Source organism: Streptomyces sp. NPDC031064, from assembly GCF_055570965.1.
This window is the reverse complement of sequence record NZ_JBVIGF010000006.1, coordinates 318,003-333,207: the sequence shown is the minus strand read 5'-3', so window position 1 is coordinate 333,207 and position 15,205 is coordinate 318,003. Positions and strand designations below refer to the sequence as shown.

The 15,205-nt window shown below is 75.0% G+C and carries 11 protein-coding genes; 5 read left to right on the top strand and 6 right to left on the bottom strand.

All coding sequences use genetic code 11. The features are described from left to right. Positions 1-131: 131 nt before the first annotated feature. Complete coding sequence (locus ACZ46W_RS23235) at positions 132-1,064, bottom strand: MurR/RpiR family transcriptional regulator (protein WP_468340524.1); 933 nt, start codon at positions 1,062-1,064, stop codon at positions 132-134. Between the two features lie 473 nt (positions 1,065-1,537). On the opposite strand from ACZ46W_RS23235, the gene ACZ46W_RS23230 reads away from it, so the two are divergent. The 4 genes from ACZ46W_RS23230 to ACZ46W_RS23215 all read left to right on the top strand — a co-directional run bounded on the left by ACZ46W_RS23230 (position 1,538) and on the right by ACZ46W_RS23215 (position 7,915). Continuing rightward, the gene (locus ACZ46W_RS23230; RefSeq protein WP_468341159.1) at positions 1,538-3,961 is read left to right on the top strand and encodes a SpoIIE family protein phosphatase; all 2,424 of its coding nucleotides are present in this window, start codon (positions 1,538-1,540) and stop codon (positions 3,959-3,961) included. Positions 3,962-4,021: 60 nt separating this feature from the next. Continuing rightward, positions 4,022-6,421, top strand: coding sequence for a SpoIIE family protein phosphatase (locus tag ACZ46W_RS23225; RefSeq protein WP_468340520.1), 2,400 nt, complete (start codon positions 4,022-4,024; stop codon positions 6,419-6,421). 73 nt (positions 6,422-6,494) lie between these two features. Then, positions 6,495-6,833 carry a DUF3140 domain-containing protein gene (locus ACZ46W_RS23220; protein WP_468340517.1) on the top strand — a complete coding sequence of 113 codons (339 nt, stop codon included), beginning with the start codon at positions 6,495-6,497 and terminating at the stop codon, positions 6,831-6,833. 53 nt (positions 6,834-6,886) lie between these two features. Next, the gene (locus ACZ46W_RS23215) at positions 6,887-7,915 is read left to right on the top strand and encodes a DNA topoisomerase IB (protein ID WP_468340514.1); all 1,029 of its coding nucleotides are present in this window, start codon (positions 6,887-6,889) and stop codon (positions 7,913-7,915) included. A gap of 7 nt (positions 7,916-7,922) precedes the next feature. Here the strand turns inward: ACZ46W_RS23215 and ACZ46W_RS23210 are convergent, their stop codons facing one another. Continuing rightward, a complete protein-coding gene (locus tag ACZ46W_RS23210; protein ID WP_468340511.1) occupies positions 7,923-8,657 on the bottom strand; it encodes an SDR family oxidoreductase in 735 nt (244 codons plus the stop codon). A gap of 332 nt (positions 8,658-8,989) precedes the next feature. Between ACZ46W_RS23210 and ACZ46W_RS23205 the strand changes: the two genes are divergently transcribed. After that, the gene (locus tag ACZ46W_RS23205; protein ID WP_468340508.1) at positions 8,990-10,303 is read left to right on the top strand and encodes an MFS transporter; all 1,314 of its coding nucleotides are present in this window, start codon (positions 8,990-8,992) and stop codon (positions 10,301-10,303) included. A gap of 292 nt (positions 10,304-10,595) precedes the next feature. Here ACZ46W_RS23205 and rfaE2 read toward each other — a convergent pair whose 3' ends face one another. From rfaE2 to ACZ46W_RS23185, 4 genes are all read right to left on the bottom strand, one after another. Then, positions 10,596-11,996, bottom strand: coding sequence for a D-glycero-beta-D-manno-heptose 1-phosphate adenylyltransferase (gene rfaE2, locus ACZ46W_RS23200; RefSeq protein WP_468340505.1), 1,401 nt, complete (start codon positions 11,994-11,996; stop codon positions 10,596-10,598). Further along, complete coding sequence (locus ACZ46W_RS23195) at positions 11,993-12,646, bottom strand: D-sedoheptulose-7-phosphate isomerase (RefSeq protein WP_468340502.1); 654 nt, start codon at positions 12,644-12,646, stop codon at positions 11,993-11,995. Before ACZ46W_RS23195 ends, rfaE2 begins: the two co-directional genes overlap by 4 nt. Positions 12,647-12,736: 90 nt before the next feature. After that, on the bottom strand, positions 12,737-14,230 hold the full coding sequence (locus ACZ46W_RS23190; RefSeq protein WP_468340499.1) for a glycosyltransferase: 1,494 nt from the start codon (positions 14,228-14,230) through the stop codon (positions 12,737-12,739). Continuing rightward, positions 14,227-15,192 carry a glycosyltransferase gene (locus tag ACZ46W_RS23185; RefSeq protein ID WP_468340496.1) on the bottom strand — a complete coding sequence of 322 codons (966 nt, stop codon included), beginning with the start codon at positions 15,190-15,192 and terminating at the stop codon, positions 14,227-14,229. Before ACZ46W_RS23185 ends, ACZ46W_RS23190 begins: the two co-directional genes overlap by 4 nt. Between the last annotated feature and the right edge of the window lie 13 nt (positions 15,193-15,205).

Here is a 15,205-nt window from a genome sequence, read left to right as displayed (position 1 = left end):
GGGGTGTCCGAGCAGTAAATATATTTACCGTCCAGTAAGCAAGCGCATGAAAAATTTCATGCCTTGGTGACGCGTGAAAGCGGCGGAAAACGCCCTTGCGGCGGGCCCCGGGAGGGATCGGCCGGTGCGGTTCAGTCGTCGAGGAAGAAGTTGTGCTGCTCGGCGGCCTGCTCGTACCCCTCCAGCCGCAACTGCGTCCGCTCCGGGTTCGCGTCCGCCATCGCCTGGAGCACGGAGGCCGCGAGGACGCCGGGCGCCGCGTACGAGTCGAAGACCAGCCGTGACCCCGTCCCGGCCGTCAGCGTCACGTCCGCCTCGTCCACCAGCGGCCCGAGCGTCAGGTCGGTGATCAGCGCGATGCGCAGCCCCGCCCGGCGCGCCGCCCGCATCGCGGCCAGGGTCTCGTGGGCGTGCCGCGGCATCGCGAAGGCCAGCACCCACGTCCCGCCCGCCTCCCGGGACTGCAACAGCGCGTCGTAGGCGACGCTGCCGCCCCGGGTCACCAGCCGCACATCGGGGTGGATGCGGCGTGCCGCGTACGCGAAGTACTCCGCGAGCGACACCGAGATGCGCAGACCCAGGATCGTCAAGGGCACCGAAGTGGCCAACTCGCGACCGACGTCGAGGATCTGGGCCGGGTCGGCCAGCAGGCGGCGCAGATGCTCCAGGTTCTCGATCTCCGCGTCGATGGCGGCCTGGAGCTCGTTGCGGCGGATCTCCTCGCGCGTGTCCGGGGCGCCGGCCACCGCGCTGAGCGCGATGGGCTGCAGCGCCTCCCGGAGCGCGGGGAACCCGCTGTACCCCAGGGACGTCGCGAACCGCGTCACCGACGGCTGGCTGACGCCCACGCGCTCCGCGAGGTCGGTGATCGACAGGAACGCGGCCTCGGTGAGGTGGTCGATGATGTACTGGGCGATGCGGCGTTGGGCGGGCGACAGCCGGTGACCGCCGAAGAGCGCCATGACCCGGTCCATGGGAACGGCCGGGGCCGCCTCCGCCGTGGGGGACGGCTTGCCCGGTGTGATCGCGGCCGCCTGCGCGCGTGCCTGCTGCCCTGATGGCACCGGTGTGCCTCCTTCGTGTCCCGGTCCCGCTCAACATAGCTCAACCGCCCCGGCCGCTCCCCGGCTCACCGATGTGCGTGACGCGGCCGCTCGGGAGCATGCTGGCTGTGTGCCCCGGCACCGCGCCGCCCCCGCCCGCGCGCCCCCCTCACGCGCGCCCCGCACGGCGCCGCCGGGTACCGCCCGCTGAGTAAGGCTGCGACATGCCAGGGAAACCGCACAGCAACGGCAACGGCACGGGCGCCCCGACCGGCACGGGCGCCGGGACGGGCGCGGGCGTCGGCACGGGCGCGGGCGTCGGCACGGGTGCCGAGACCGGCACGGGTGCCGGGACCGCGTCCGGCACCGGCGACGGCACCCGAGCCGCGTCCGGCACAGGTGACGGCACCGGCACCGGCACCGGAACCGGCGCCTCGGCCGGTACGCGCGCCGCGACCGCCGGCGCCGGCGCGCGCGCCGCGACCGGCGTCGGCGTGCCCGGCGCGCCCGCCCTGGAGCTGGCGCGGGCGGCGGTCGGTGCCGTTGAGGCGACCGGGGGGTTCGCGGGTGGGGTGTACCTCCGTACCGGTGCTCCGGGGCTGTTGCGGCTGGCCGTGCTCGCGGGGCTGCCGGCCACGCTGTTCCACCCCTGGTGGCGCATGCACATCAACCGGCCCTTCCCGGTGGCCGAGGCCTACCGCTCCGGCATGGCGGTCCACCTCGCCGACGCCGAGGAGGCCATGCGCCGGTACCCCCAGCTCATGGCGGGCCTGCCCTTCCCCTTCGGGTCGCTGTACGAACCGGTCGCGTACGGCCGCGAGACGTTCGGCGTACTCGTGGTGCTGCGGGCCGCCACCCCCGGCCGCCCGGTCGACCCCGGCGACCGGCGCCGGATGCGCCAGGCCGCCCAGGACCTCGGCACGCGACTGGCCGGCCTCGCCGCCCGGGGCACCCCCGTCGCCTGGGACGGCCCGCCCGTCAGCGTCCAGCTCCCCGCCCGTGCCACCCCGCCCGTGCGGACGGGCCACCTGGACTGGGACACCGCGACCGGAGCCGTCACCACGGACGAGGCGTTCCGCACGATGCTGGGCGCCGCCCCGGACACCCCCACGCCCACCATCGACGCCCTCGCCGCGCTGCTCGCCCCCGAGGACACGTACGGCCTGTGGACCGTCGCCCATCAGCTCGGCGACCCCGGACACCCCCGCACCCGACGCATCTGGCTGCACGCCCTCGACGGCCGCCCCTGCCTCCTGGAGCTGACCGGGGACGACCGGCGACTTCGCGGAACCCTCGTCGACCCCGGGGCCGGGCCCGTCGTCGCCGCCGCGGCCGACCGGCTGCCGGGCGGGGTGTGCTCGCTGGACCGGCTCGGGCGGATCACGTTCGTCAGCCGCACCGCCGAGACCCTCCTCGGCCGAGGCCGGCCCGAACTCGTCGGGCGCCCGCTGTGGGAGGCGCTGCCCTGGTTCGGGAAGCCCGCCTACGAGGACAGCTTCCGCGCGGCCCTGCTCTCCGACGAGCCCGTCCACTTCCTGGCCCACCGCGACGGCGAGACCTGGCTGTCGGTCTCCCTCCACCCCGGCCACGAGGGCCTGACCATGACCCTCGCCGCCGCCGAACAGCCCGCCTACACCCCCGGATCGGTCGTCGCGCCCGGCGCCGGGCTCGGCTCCCCGGCCGACCGCGCGTCCATGCTGTACCGCCCCGTCGCCCTCGCCATCGCGCTCACCGAGGCCGTCACCGCCCGGCAGGTCTCCGCCGTCGTCACCGAGGAACTGCTGCCCGCGTTCGGCGGCCGCCAGCTCGCGATCTACCTCCTGGACGAACGCCAGCTCCGCCTCGCCTGGGAGACCGGCTTCCCGCAGGGCTTCCTCGACCGCTTCGACGGAGTCGGGCTCGACGCCCGGCTGCCCGGCGTCGAAACCCTCACCACCGGCCGGCCCATCTTCTTCGAGTCCATGCAGCGGCTCGCCGCCGCCTACCCCGGCATCCCCCTGGACGCCAACGTCGGCGCGCGCGCCTTCCTGCCCCTGATCGCCTCCGGCCGCCCCGTCGGCTCCTGCATCCTCGGCTTCGACCAGCCGCGCGGCTTCAGCCCCGAGGAACGCACCGTCCTCACCGCCCTCGCCGGACTGATCGCCCAGGCCCTCGAACGCGCCCGGCGCTACGACTCCGAGGCCGCCCTCGCCCGTGGCCTCCAGGACGCCCTGCTGCCGCACCGGCTGCCCCGCCTCCGCGACGTCGACACCGCCGGCCGCTACCTCCCCGGCACCCAGGGCATGGAGGTCGGCGGCGACTGGTACGACGTCGTGGAGACCGGGCAGGGCATCGCGCTCGTCATCGGCGACGTCCAGGGTCACGGCGTTGCCGCCGCCGCCACCATGGGCCAGTTGCGCAGCGCCGTACGCGCCTTCGCCCTCAGCGGCCACGACCCCGAGGAGGTGATGAGCGGCACGAACCGGCTGCTCATCGACCTCGACGCCGGACAGTTCGCCACCTGCTGCTACGTCGTGCTCGACGCGGCGACCGGCGCCATGCGGGCGGTGCGCGCCGGCCACCTCCAGCCCCTGCTGCGTCACCCGGACGGCACAACGGACGTCCTCGACCTGCCGGGCGGCGTCGTCCTCGGCATCGACCCCGAGGCGTCCTACCCGGTCACCGAACTGCGGCTCGCGCCCGGCGGGGTCCTCGCCCTGTACACCGACGGGCTCGTCGAACGGCCCGGAACCGACATCGACCTGGGCATCGAGCGGCTTCGCCGCGCCCTCGCCGGAGTCGGCGCGTCCCCCCTCGGAGACACCGCGGAGCGGCTCATCCGCGAGGCCACGTCCGCGGGCGACCGGCCCGACGACATCGCCCTGCTCCTCGCCGCCCGCCGCCCCGACGGCGGCCCCGGCCGGAGCCGCCCGGTATGAGCGCGGTTGTGCCGGGCGCAGCGCCGACCGACCATGGGGAGACGTAAGAAGGCAGGTGCCATGAGCGCGGTGTACGCGGCCGAGGGTGCCGACTTCCGCGGCCCCCTCGACGTCACGAAAGCGGCGACGGCCGTCCTGGACGCCGACGGCACGATCGTCGGCTGGAACCCGGCGGCCCACGCCCTGCTGGGCTACCCCCCGCCCGAGGCGGTGGGCCGCCCCCTCGGCACGTTCATCGTCGACCGCCCCGGCGAGTACCACCTGGCCACACCCCTCCCCGGCGCGGCACAGGCCCGGCGCCAGGTCCTCCACATGCGCCACCGCGACGGCCACATCATCCGCGTGGCGACCGCGAGCCTGCCCCTGTCCCACGGCGGCACCGGCCCCGCCAAGCTGGTCGCGGTGGCCGACGCGGACGAGACGGAGCGGTGGGAGGCCCTCCAGTCGATGCTCCGGGGCCTGGCCACCCAGTCGCCCGTCGGCCTCGCCATCTACGACACCGACCTGAGGGTCGTGTGGACCAACCACGCGCTCTACCAGGAGATGGGCACCTTCCAGTACGCCGGACTCGCCCCCGACGAGATGGTCGCCGAAGGCGAGATCCTCTCCGACGGCTACCCGGGCACGCTCGCGGAGGTCATGCGCCAGGTGGTCGCCACCGGCGAGCCGGTCATCGAACTCCACTACAGCGGCCGCCCGCCCGCCGACCCCGAGCACGATCACGTCTGGTCCTGCTCGTACTACCGCCTCCAGGACGCCGACGGCCGTCCCCTGGGCGTCTGCGAGGAGACGGTGGACATCACCGACCGCTACCTCGCCCAGCAGCGCCTGGACCTCCTCGTACGGGCCGGCGGCCGGGTCGGCACCTCCCTGGACATGACCCGCACGGCGCAGGAACTCTCGGTCGTCGCCGTCCCGCAGTTCGCCGACGGCATCACCGTCGACCTCATCGACGTCGTCCTGGAGGGCGAGCAGCCGACCCCCGGAACGGCGACCGCCCGGCGCGTCGTACGGGTGTGGGAAGGGCCCGCCTCCGCCGACCGCGACGCCCACCCCGCCCGGCGCCGGACCGTCGACCACCCGGCCGACTCCCTCCAGGCGCGCTGCCTGGCCACCGGGCGCCCCGTCCTCGACACGGGCACGGGCACCGTGCACTCGCGGCTCGCCGTGCCGCTGCGCACCGAAGGCGCCTCCCTCGGCGTCGTGACGTTCTGCCGCGACCGTCACCCCGACCCGTTCGAGTCGGGTGACCTCCTGGTGGCCGACGAACTCGTCGCCCGCGCCGCCGTCAGCATCGACAACGCCCGCCGCTTCACCCGCGAGCACGCCGCCGCCCTCACCCTCCAGCGCAGCCTGCTGCCCCGGCGCCTGCCGCAACTGACCGGCGTCGATGTCGCCCACCGCTACCTGCCGGCCGACAGCAGGGCGGGGGTGGGCGGCGACTGGTACGACGTGATCGCCCTGTCCGGCACCCGCGTCGGCCTCGTCGTCGGTGACGTGGTCGGCCACGGGGTGCGCGCCGCCGCCACCATGGGCCGCCTCCGCACCAGCGTGCGGGCGTTCGCGCGGCTCGACCTCCCGCCCGACGAACTCCTCACCCGCCTCGACGAACTCGTCACCCAGGACGCCCACGAACAGGCCGCCGTCCACACCCCCGGCTCCGGGACCGACGCCGACGACCCGGCGCTCGGCGTGACCTGCCTGTACGCCGTCTACGACCCGGTCGCCGGCCGGTGCAGCATGGCCCGCGCCGGCAGCCCCCTGCCGTCCGTCGTCGATCCCGCCACCGGAGCCGTCAGCCACCCCGACGTACCCGCCGGACCGCCGCTGGGGCTCGGCGGCCTGCCGTTCGAGAGCGCCGAGTTCGACCTCCCCGAAGGCAGCCTCATGGCGCTGTTCACCGACGGGCTCGTCCAGGGCCGTGACCGCGACCGCGACGCCGAACTCGACGCGCTGCACACCGTCCTCGCCGACCACGAGCGGCCCCTCGACGACCTGTGCGACCGGATCGTCACCACGCTGCTGCCCGGCCCCGTCGACGACGACGCCGCGCTCCTCCTCGTACGCACCCGCACCCTCGACAGCCACGAGGTGGCCGCCTGGGACCTGACCGACGACCCCGAGGTGGTCGGCCGGGCCCGTGCCCTGGCCACCGGGCAGGTCGACGCCTGGGGGCTCGACGGGGAGCTGTCCTTCACCACCGAACTCGTGGTCAGCGAACTCGTCACCAACGCCATCCGCTACGCCTCCGGCCCCATCCAGCTCCGGCTCATCCGCGACCGAAACCTGATCTGCGAGGTCTCCGACACCGGCCACACCTCACCGCACCTGCGGCGCGCCGGCAGCGAGGACGAAGGCGGCCGCGGCCTGTTCCTCATCGCGCAGATGACCCAGCAGTGGGGCACCCGCTACACCCCCACCGGCAAGACGATCTGGGCCGAGCAGCCGATCCCGCCGTGACGCGACGTCCGCCGTGTTTGCCGGGGCTCCGGCACGGAAACCCGGGGATGGTCCGAACGCACAGGAGGCCGCCATGGCAGTGTCCGAACAGATCAGCGACGCGCTCTGGGACGAATTCCACACCGTCGTCAACATGACCTCGCGCGAACTCCAGGAGTGGCTGAACGTCGAATCGGCCGGCGAGGAGACCGAAGAGGTCCCCGACCGCTCCGGGAAGCCCCTGGGCCGGCGCGTCCTGGAAATCCTCGGCAAGCGCCGCACCGACCTCACCGAGGACGACGTCGGCGTCATGCAGCGCGTCTGCGAGATCGTCCGCTCGCAGCGCGACCCGTCACTCGACCCCACAGCCGGGGGCACCGACTGGCGTCACGGCCTGATGGACATCGGCCACGACCCGCTCAAGCCGGCCTGACACCGGCCCCACGGATTCTCCCCCGGCCATAGCGCCCCCGCGAGGAGGATCCGTTGCGCCTGTACCACAGCCGCCCCACCGACCCCGGCCACCGCCGCAAGCGCCACGGGCGCGGCTTCCGCTACCTCGACCCCGCCGGGCGCCCGCTGCGCGACCCGGCGGAACTCGCCCGCGTCAAGGCCCTGGTCATTCCGCCGGCCTGGCGGGACGTCTGGATCTGCGCCCGCCCCAACGGGCACCTCCAGGCCGTCGGCACCGACGCCGCCGGGCGCCGCCAGTACCTCTACCACCCGCAGTTCCGCGCCGAGCAGGAGCAGGCCAAGCACGACCACGTCCTCGACGTCGCCGAGCGGCTGCCCGCCGTACGCGAGGCCGTCGAAGCCCACCTCGGCGACCGGGGACTGACCCGCCAGCGCGTCCTCGCCACCGCCGTACGCCTGCTCGACCTCGGCTTCTTCCGCATCGGAAGCGACCGCTACACCGACGAGAACAACAGCTACGGCCTGACCACCCTGCTGCGCGAACACTCCCGCTGCCAGTCCGGCGCGGTCGTCTTCACCTACCCCGCCAAGCACGGCAGGGAGCTCATGCAGACCGTCGCCGACCCCCCGACCTGCCGCACCCTCACCGCGCTGCTGCGCCGGCGCGGCGGCGGCGAGCGGCTCTTCGCCTACTGGGAACGGCCCGACTGGCACGACCTGAGCAGCGCCGACGTCAACGCGTACCTCAAGGACCTGGCCGGCCTCGACATCACCGCCAAGGACTTCCGCACCTGGCACGCCACCGTCATGGCCGCCGTCGCCCTCGCCGTCTCCCAGTCCGTCTCCCGCAGCGAGACCGCGCGCCGCCGCGCCATCGCCCGGGCGGCCCGCGAAGTCGCCGAATACCTCGGCAACACCCCGGCCGTCTGCCGCGCCTCCTACATCAACCCACGCGTGATCGAACTGTACGAGGAGGGCGTCACCGTCGCCGCCGCCCTGCCCCGCCTCGGCACCGAGGGCGCCTTCGGCATCCCCGCCACCCAGGGCCCCGCCGAGCGGGCCGTCCTGCACATGCTGCGCAGCGGACGCCCGCCCACCTGACCCCTCATCACGGCCAGGACGGCTCCTTGCGGGGCACCACCACCAGCTCCGACACCGCGCTGCCCACCGGCACCGACAGCGCGTACAGCACCGTGTCGGCCACGATGTCCGGACTCTGGAGCATCGACACGTCGGCGTCCGGGAACCGCTCCAGGATGAACGGCGTCTCCATGCCGCCCGCGATGATGCCCGTCACCCCGATGCCCGGGCAGTCCCGCTGCGCCTCCTTGAACAGCGTGTGCGTGAAGGCCCGCAGCCCCGACTTGCCCGCCGAATACGGCCCGGCCTCCGTCCACGTCCGGTTCGACGCGGTCGACAGGATGTTCACGATGTGGCCGCCGCCCCGGGCGACCATGCGGCGGTAGGACTCCAGGCACAGGTACATCGGCCCCAGCAGGTTCGTGGTGACGACCCGGGTCACCTCCTCCGCCGTGAGGTGCTCGATCGGCTTGGAGACGTCCACGGCCGCGTTGTTGACCAGCACGTCCACCGCCTGGCCTTCCCCGTCCAGCTCCCGGAACACCTCCGCCACGGCCCGTGCGTCCCGCACGTCCAGCTCCACGAACCGGGCGTCCCGCCCGTCCTCGGCCAGCTCCTCGCACAGCTCCCGCGCCTGCTCCTTGCGCACGTCCGCCACCAGGACGGACGCGCCCGCGCCCGCCAGCCGCCGGGTGATCGAGGCGCCCAGTCCACGCGCCCCGCCGGTCACCAGCGCCTGCCTGCCCCGAAGATCGCCGCCCATGCCTGCCTCCTCCACTGCCGGTTGCTGACTTCCACTGTGGCCTGCGCCACTACGGACGGCATGCCGGGCAGTCACTGTGAGCAAGCACACCAGAAGTGCCGAAAGCCCAGGTCAGACCCGAAAACGCGCCCCGCCACGCCGCTGACCAGGCCACTTCCCCCGTTCGCGGCACCGGCCCTTCTGCCACCATGGTCGACGCTGCCCGACCGCCTCCCACGAGGCGCGCGGCAGCAGACAGATCCGGTGGACCGGCCGTGCGACGCAGCAGATGGCCCCACTTCCGCCGAATTCCGCCATCCGAGTCCACCGGCTCGTCACCCCCGTAACGCACCGTGCCTTCTTCCTCCACGCCCTCCGCCCCTGCCCCCGCGCGCGCCGACCACTCGCCGTGGCGTTCCCTCAAGTACCGCAGCATGCGCTGGTGGTCCCTCGCGAACCTGGTGTCCAACGCCGGTACGTGGATGCAGCTCACCGTCCAGAACCTGCTGGTGCTCCAGATCACCGGCTCCGCCGCCGCGACCGGCCTGTCCCTGTCCGTGCAGGCCGCGCCCGGGCTCCTGGTGAGCGTCGCGGGCGGTGCCGCCGTGGACCGCTGGCCCCGGAAGCTGACCGCCGCCGTCAGCCAGGCGCTGCTTGGCGCGGTCGCCTTCACCACGGCCCTGCTCGTCGCGTTCGACCAGCTCAACCTGGGCGTCCTGATGGCGCTCGCCGCCGTCACCGGCCTCATCGCCACCATCGACGGGCCCGCCTGCGCGCTGCTCGGCAACGACCTGGTCCGCGCCGAGGACGTCCCCTCCGCCATCGGTGTCGGGTCCCTCGTCAGCAACGCGGGGCGGCTCGCCGGCGCGGGACTCGCGGGCCTCGCCGTCGGTGTCTTCGGCACGGCCGCCGCGTACGCCGCGAACGGCGTGTCGTTCCTCTTCGTCGCGGCCGTCATCCCCTTCCTCCGCCCGGTCGCGAACGCCGTCACCAAGGCCGCGCCGACGGCGCCGCGCGAGGACGACATGACCGTCCGGCAGGGCCTGGCCTTCTTCGCCCGCCGCCCCCGGCTCGTCGCCCTCGCCGGCATCAGCGGCATCAGCGCGATCTTCGGCCGCAACTACGGGCTCACCCTCGCCGTCCTCGTCACCGGACCGCTCGCGGGCGGCGCCGGCGCCTTCGGTACGGTCTCCACCGTCCTGGCCGTCGGCGGCATCGTCGGCGCCGTCCTCGGCGCACGGCTGCGCAAGCCGTCCGTACGCCTCGTGGGCACCCTGGCCGCCGCCGGCGGTCTGCTCCAGGTGGTGGCCGGGCTCTCCCCGTCCCTCGCGGTCCTGCTGGTCCTCGTCCTGCCGATGGCCGTCGTCGAGTCGGTCTCCGACACGGCCGGGACCACCGTCCTCCAGACCGACCCGCCCGCCCACATGCGCGGCCGCGTCCTCGGCGTCTGGAACAGCATCCGCACCATGTGGTCCCTGGCCGGCCCGCCGGCCCTCGGCCTCCTCATGGAGCTGGCCGGCGCCCGCGGTGCCCTGGTCGCGGGCGGCCTGCTCATCGCCGGCGCGATCGGCGCGGGCCACCTGCTGCGGCGCCGCCGCGTCCCGGAGCCGGTCCTGGTCCACACCCCTGCCCTCACGGACCGCCCGGCACTCTCCACGGCGGCCTGACGACCACGCCGTCCCCCGTTGTGGGCAGTCGTTCCGCACGGCGGAACGGGTGGGCACAACGGGACGGGGCGGCGCCCGTTCTCGGTCAGCCCGGGTGCGGGCCGGTGGGTCGGGCGGCCACCCCGGGTGGGGTGGGGCGGGGCCCCTCCGGGCTCACCTCCTCGAGGCCGGCGGCCTTGGGATACGGGCTCGGGAGCCCACGCTTCGCCGCCAACCTCTGCGGGGGCGACCCTGCACGGCCCCACCCGAGCCGTCGTCCGGGTGCGGGGCGTGGGGGCGCGGCTCCCGTGCCTTACCGGCCCGGTGGGCGGATCGGCGTCGCCGCTTGGGCGGCGCGGCGGGCCAGGAGAGTCGTGGAGCGGCCGTTGAGGTAGGGGAGGACCACCGCCTGGCCGCCCCAGGCGCGCAGCACCTCCGCCTCCGGGAGGTCCTCGGCGGAGTAGTCGCCGCCCTTGACCCACACGTCCGGCCGCAGCCGGCTCAGCAGCTCCGCGGGCGTGTCCCCGTCGAACACGGCGACCGCGTCGACGCTGCCCAGGCCCGCGAGGACCCGCACCCGGTCGGGGAGCGGGTTCAGCGGCCGGCCCGGGCCCTTCAGGCGTCCGACCGACTCGTCGGAGTTCACGCACACGATGAGGCAGTCGCCGATCCGCCGGGCGCTCTCCAGCAGGCCCACGTGGCCCGCGTGCAGCAGGTCGAAGCAGCCGCCCGTCGCGACCACCGTCCCGCCCCGCGCCCGCACCTGCTCCGCGAGCACGAACGGATCGGTTTCCGGCGCCTCGCGGGGCCCGGCCGGGGGCGGCGTGCGCCACAGCGAGGGGTTGCCCGCGCCGCCCGCCGCGACGAACGCGGCCGCCTCGGCCACCGCCCGCTGCACCGCCTCCTCCGGGAGGGCGCCGTCCGCCAGCGCGGCGGCCGTCGCGGCGGCGAAGCAGTCGCCCGCACCGCACGCGTCGCCCTCCGCCCGGTACGGCGCCGGCACCAGCATCGGTGTGCTGGCGCCCGGCCGGGTGAGCAGCACCCCGCGCTCGCCGAGCGTCACGGCCACCGCCGCCACCCGCCACCGCTCCGCCAGGTCGGCGCCCCGCTCCGCGAACGCGCGCAGCGAGTCGCCGTCACCGCGGCACAGCGCCATCGTCTCGGCGGCGTTCGGCGTGACGATCCGCGAGCCGGGGACCGGCGCGTCGCCCTTGAGGTGCGGGTCCCACACCACGGGGACCTTGGGCGCGACGGCCGCCAGGTGGTCCCGTACCGCGCTCGCTGTGTGCCGCCCGTAGTCGGCGACGAGCACGGCGTGGGCCTGCGCGAGCGTGTCGCGCACGGCCCCGTCCGGCTCGCCGGGGTCGCCGCCGCCGCGGTCGATCCGCACCAGCGGCCGGCCGGACGCCAGCACCCGCGTCTTCACCGGCAGGGTGCCCTTGAGGGGCAGTTCGACCAGCCGGACGCGGCCCCGCAGGGTGCGGCGCACGGCCTCGCTGGCCGGGTCGTCGCCCAGCGCGGTCACCAGGACGACGTCCCGCCCGCCACGGGTGGCGAGCGCGGCGGCCAGTCCCGCACCGCCGGGGCGGCGCTGGTCGCCGGTGACGTCGACGACCGGGGCCGGGGCGTCCGGGGCGAGCCGGGTGGAGACGCCTTCGATGTCCTCGTCCAGCAGGACGTCTCCCACGACCACCAGGGGCTTGTACGCACTCATGACATCCTCCGCCGGGCCGCGACGGGCGCCGACGCGCCCGCCGCACGCGAGGGCGGCCCCGCCTCCACCGCCGCGTCGAAGTACTCGCACAGCAGGTGCACGGCCACCAGGTGGGTCTCCTGGACGGTCGCCGTCGAGCCGGCCTCGACGCAGCAGGACTCGTCGGCCGCCTCGGCCAGCGGGTTGGGCCGCGGGCCGGTGAGCGCCCAGACCCGCAGCCCGGCCTGGCGGGCCGTCACCGCCGCCGCGATCAGGTTGGCGCTGCGGCCCGAGGTGGACAGCAGCATGAGGACGTCACCGGGACGGCCGTGGGCGGCGACCTGCCGGGCGTACACCTGGTCGAACCCGTAGTCGTTGCCGATGGCCGTCACGCTGGACGTCTCGGCGTGCAGGGAGATGGCCGAGAAGGCGGGCCGTTCCCGCTGGTAGCGGCCCACCAGCTCGGCCGTCAGGTGCTGGGCCTGCGCGGCGCTGCCGCCGTTGCCGGCGGCCAGCAGCCGGCCGCCCACCGGGAGGACGGCGGCAAGGTGGCCGCCCCACTCCGCGATCCGGTCCAGATTCCGGCGCCGGAACCGGCCGAGCGCGTCCTGGAGCGCCTGGCAGTGCTCGTGCGCCGCTTCGAGGGTGGAGGAAGCGAGGGGATCGGTCATGGCGTTCGGGCGTACCGCGCTCCCTGTCGTGGGACGGGGACGGCGGCTGGCCCACACCTCCTTCGGACTTCGTCGTACCGGTGGACCGGGTCAGGCCACGCCCGTCACGGCTGGCCGGGCGGCGAGCACCGCGGCGTACTCCTTCTCGGTGGCCGCGGCGACCCTCGCCCAGCCGTACCGGCTCAGCACCCGGCGGCGGCCGGCCGCCCCGCACGCCGCCCGCAGCGCGGGGTCGGCGAGCAGTTCGCCCACCGCGCGCGCCAGCGCTTCGGGGTCCCGGGGCGGCACCAGCCGGCCGGTGGCCGGGTCGGCGACGGTGTCGAGCTGCCCGCCCACCGCGCTGGCGACGACCGGCCGCCCGCACGCCATGGCCTCCAGCGGCACGATGCCGAACGGCTCGTAGTCCGCCGGGCACAGCACCACGTCGGCGCTGCGCAGCAGCGGCGCCACGTCTTCGGGCGGTACGCCCCCGGTGAACCGGACCCGGTCCGCGACCCCGGCGAGCCGGGCGATCTCCCGCAGCCGGCGCACCTCCGGGTCGGTGTCGAGCCGGTCGGCCGGAGGGCCGCCGACGATGAGGAGTTCGGTGTCCGGCAGCCGGGTCAGCGCCGTGATGGAGACCGCGGCGCCCTTGCGCGGGACCAGACGGCCGAGCTGGAGCAGCCGGTGACGGTGGCCGCCGTCCCGCTCGGCGGCCGGGCCGTCCGGGCAGAACTGCTCGGTGTCCACGCCGCACGGCACGACGCCCACCTTGTCGGTCGGTATGCGCATCCGGCTCAGCTCGAAGACCTCGTCGTGGCAGGTGGCGATCACCCGGTCGCAGCCCAGGCCCACCTCCCGCTCGCGGTCGACGCGCTCCGGCGGGCTGGTGTCGGCCTGCCTCTGGTGGCGCCGCTTCACCGTTCCCAGCGCGTGGTACGTGTGCAGCAACGGCAGCCGTGCCTCCCGGGTGGCGCGCAGCGAGGCCACGCCGGACATCCAGAAGTGCGAGTGCACCAGGTCGGGCGGACGGGTCCGCCACTCACGGGCCATCCAGCGGCCGAACGCCGCCATGTACGGCAGGAGTTCGTCCTTGGGGATGGGCTCGGGCGGGCCGGCGGGCACGTGGTGCACCTCGACGCCGGGCCGCAGCATCACCCGGTCGGGCAGGTCAGGGGCGTCGCGGCGGGTGAAGACGGTGACGCGGTGGCCCCGGTCGGCGAGGGCGCCGGCGAGACGTGCGACGTGCACGTTCTGGCCGCCCGCGTCCACACCGCCCAGCACGGCGAGCGGGCTCGCGTGCTCCGAGACGAGCGCGATGGACAGCCCGTGGCCACCGCCGCGCCCGGCGCGGTCGCCCGCACCGATGTCGATGTCGATCGCCTCCGCGTCCAGCGCCTCGGCGGCCTCGCCCTCGATGACCTCGGCCTCGATGGCCTCCGCCTCCGCGTCGATGTCGTCGATGGCGCCGAGCCCGTCGACGTCGTCGATCCCGTCGACGTCGTCGAGCCGGTCGGCGTCGCCGAGCGCGTCGGCGTCCAGGGGGCGGCGGCGGGCCGGGCCGGTGTTCCGGGGACCGGTGTCCATGGGGTCGAGGGATGTCATGACCGCACCTCCGTCATCACGCGCTCCCAGTCGTTCAGGAAGCGTTTGAGCCCGTACCGTTCGAGCGCCGCCTGCCGGGCGCGCGCGCCGTCCTCGGCAGCGGTCTCCGGCTCGTTCAGGTAGGTCCGGGCGGCCCGCGCGAGCACCTCGGGCCGCGTCGACAGCGTCCCGGCGCCCGCCGGCACCGCCTCGATGGCCTCCGTCGTGGCCAGCGCCACGACCGGCATGCCCAGGTGCATGGCCTCCAGCAGGGACAGCCCCAGCGAGGTCCAGCGGATGGGGTGGAGGTAGAGCCGGCGCTCGGCCATCGCCGCGTGCAGCTCCCGCTGCGGCAGGTCGGTGCTCCGGCACCGCTCCTCGTGTACGCCCAGGTGCGCGGCGAGCCCCTCGGTACGCATGCCGAACACGTCCAGCGGCGCCGCCTCGGACAGCGCGGGCAGCAGGTCCGTACCGGTGTGACGGCCGCGCCGGACGGGTTCGTTGACCACGACCGCCGCCCGCGCGAGGCGCCCGGTGTACAGGTGACCCGGGTCGACGATGCCGTGCTCGATCACCTCGGTCCGTACCGAACCGTTGTCCCAGAACAGCCTGTTGAAGTGGGTGACGTGGACCAGCGTCAGGTCGTCGCGGTCCGCGCACGGATGACGGGTGTCGGGGACGTTGCCCTCGGGCGCGTTGTGCTCCAGGTACACCGCCGGTACGTCCCGGCCCGGACGGCGCCCGCCCAGCCAGCGCTCGGCCAGCTCGAACTCGTGCGGCCGCTGGAGGACCACCAGGTCCACCTGCGCGTCCCGCAGTTCCTTGGGGGTCACCTCCCGTACCGACTCGGGCCAGGTGAAGGTGCGCGCCCGGCCCAGCCCGTCGGGGCCCCGGTCCGGGGTGACGGGCACCAGGTAGGTGTGGGGCCCCTGGACGAACGCCGTCGTCCAGGACCCGTGCACGTGCCACAGCAGGATGTTCATGAGCGCTCGCCTC

Coding starts and splice junctions, on each gene's coding strand:
- rfaE2 (WP_468340505.1), bottom strand. CDS start 11,996: ATGAGTGCGTACAAGCCCCTGGTGGTCGTGGGAGACGTCCTGCTGGAC.
- ACZ46W_RS23195 (WP_468340502.1), bottom strand. CDS start 12,646: ATGACCGATCCCCTCGCTTCCTCCACCCTCGAAGCGGCGCACGAGCAC.
- ACZ46W_RS23190 (WP_468340499.1), bottom strand. CDS start 14,230: ATGACATCCCTCGACCCCATGGACACCGGTCCCCGGAACACCGGCCCG.
- ACZ46W_RS23185 (WP_468340496.1), bottom strand. CDS start 15,192: ATGAACATCCTGCTGTGGCACGTGCACGGGTCCTGGACGACGGCGTTC.
- ACZ46W_RS23225 (WP_468340520.1), top strand. CDS start 4,022: ATGAGCGCGGTGTACGCGGCCGAGGGTGCCGACTTCCGCGGCCCCCTC.
- ACZ46W_RS23210 (WP_468340511.1), bottom strand. CDS start 8,657: ATGGGCGGCGATCTTCGGGGCAGGCAGGCGCTGGTGACCGGCGGGGCG.
- ACZ46W_RS23220 (WP_468340517.1), top strand. CDS start 6,495: ATGGCAGTGTCCGAACAGATCAGCGACGCGCTCTGGGACGAATTCCAC.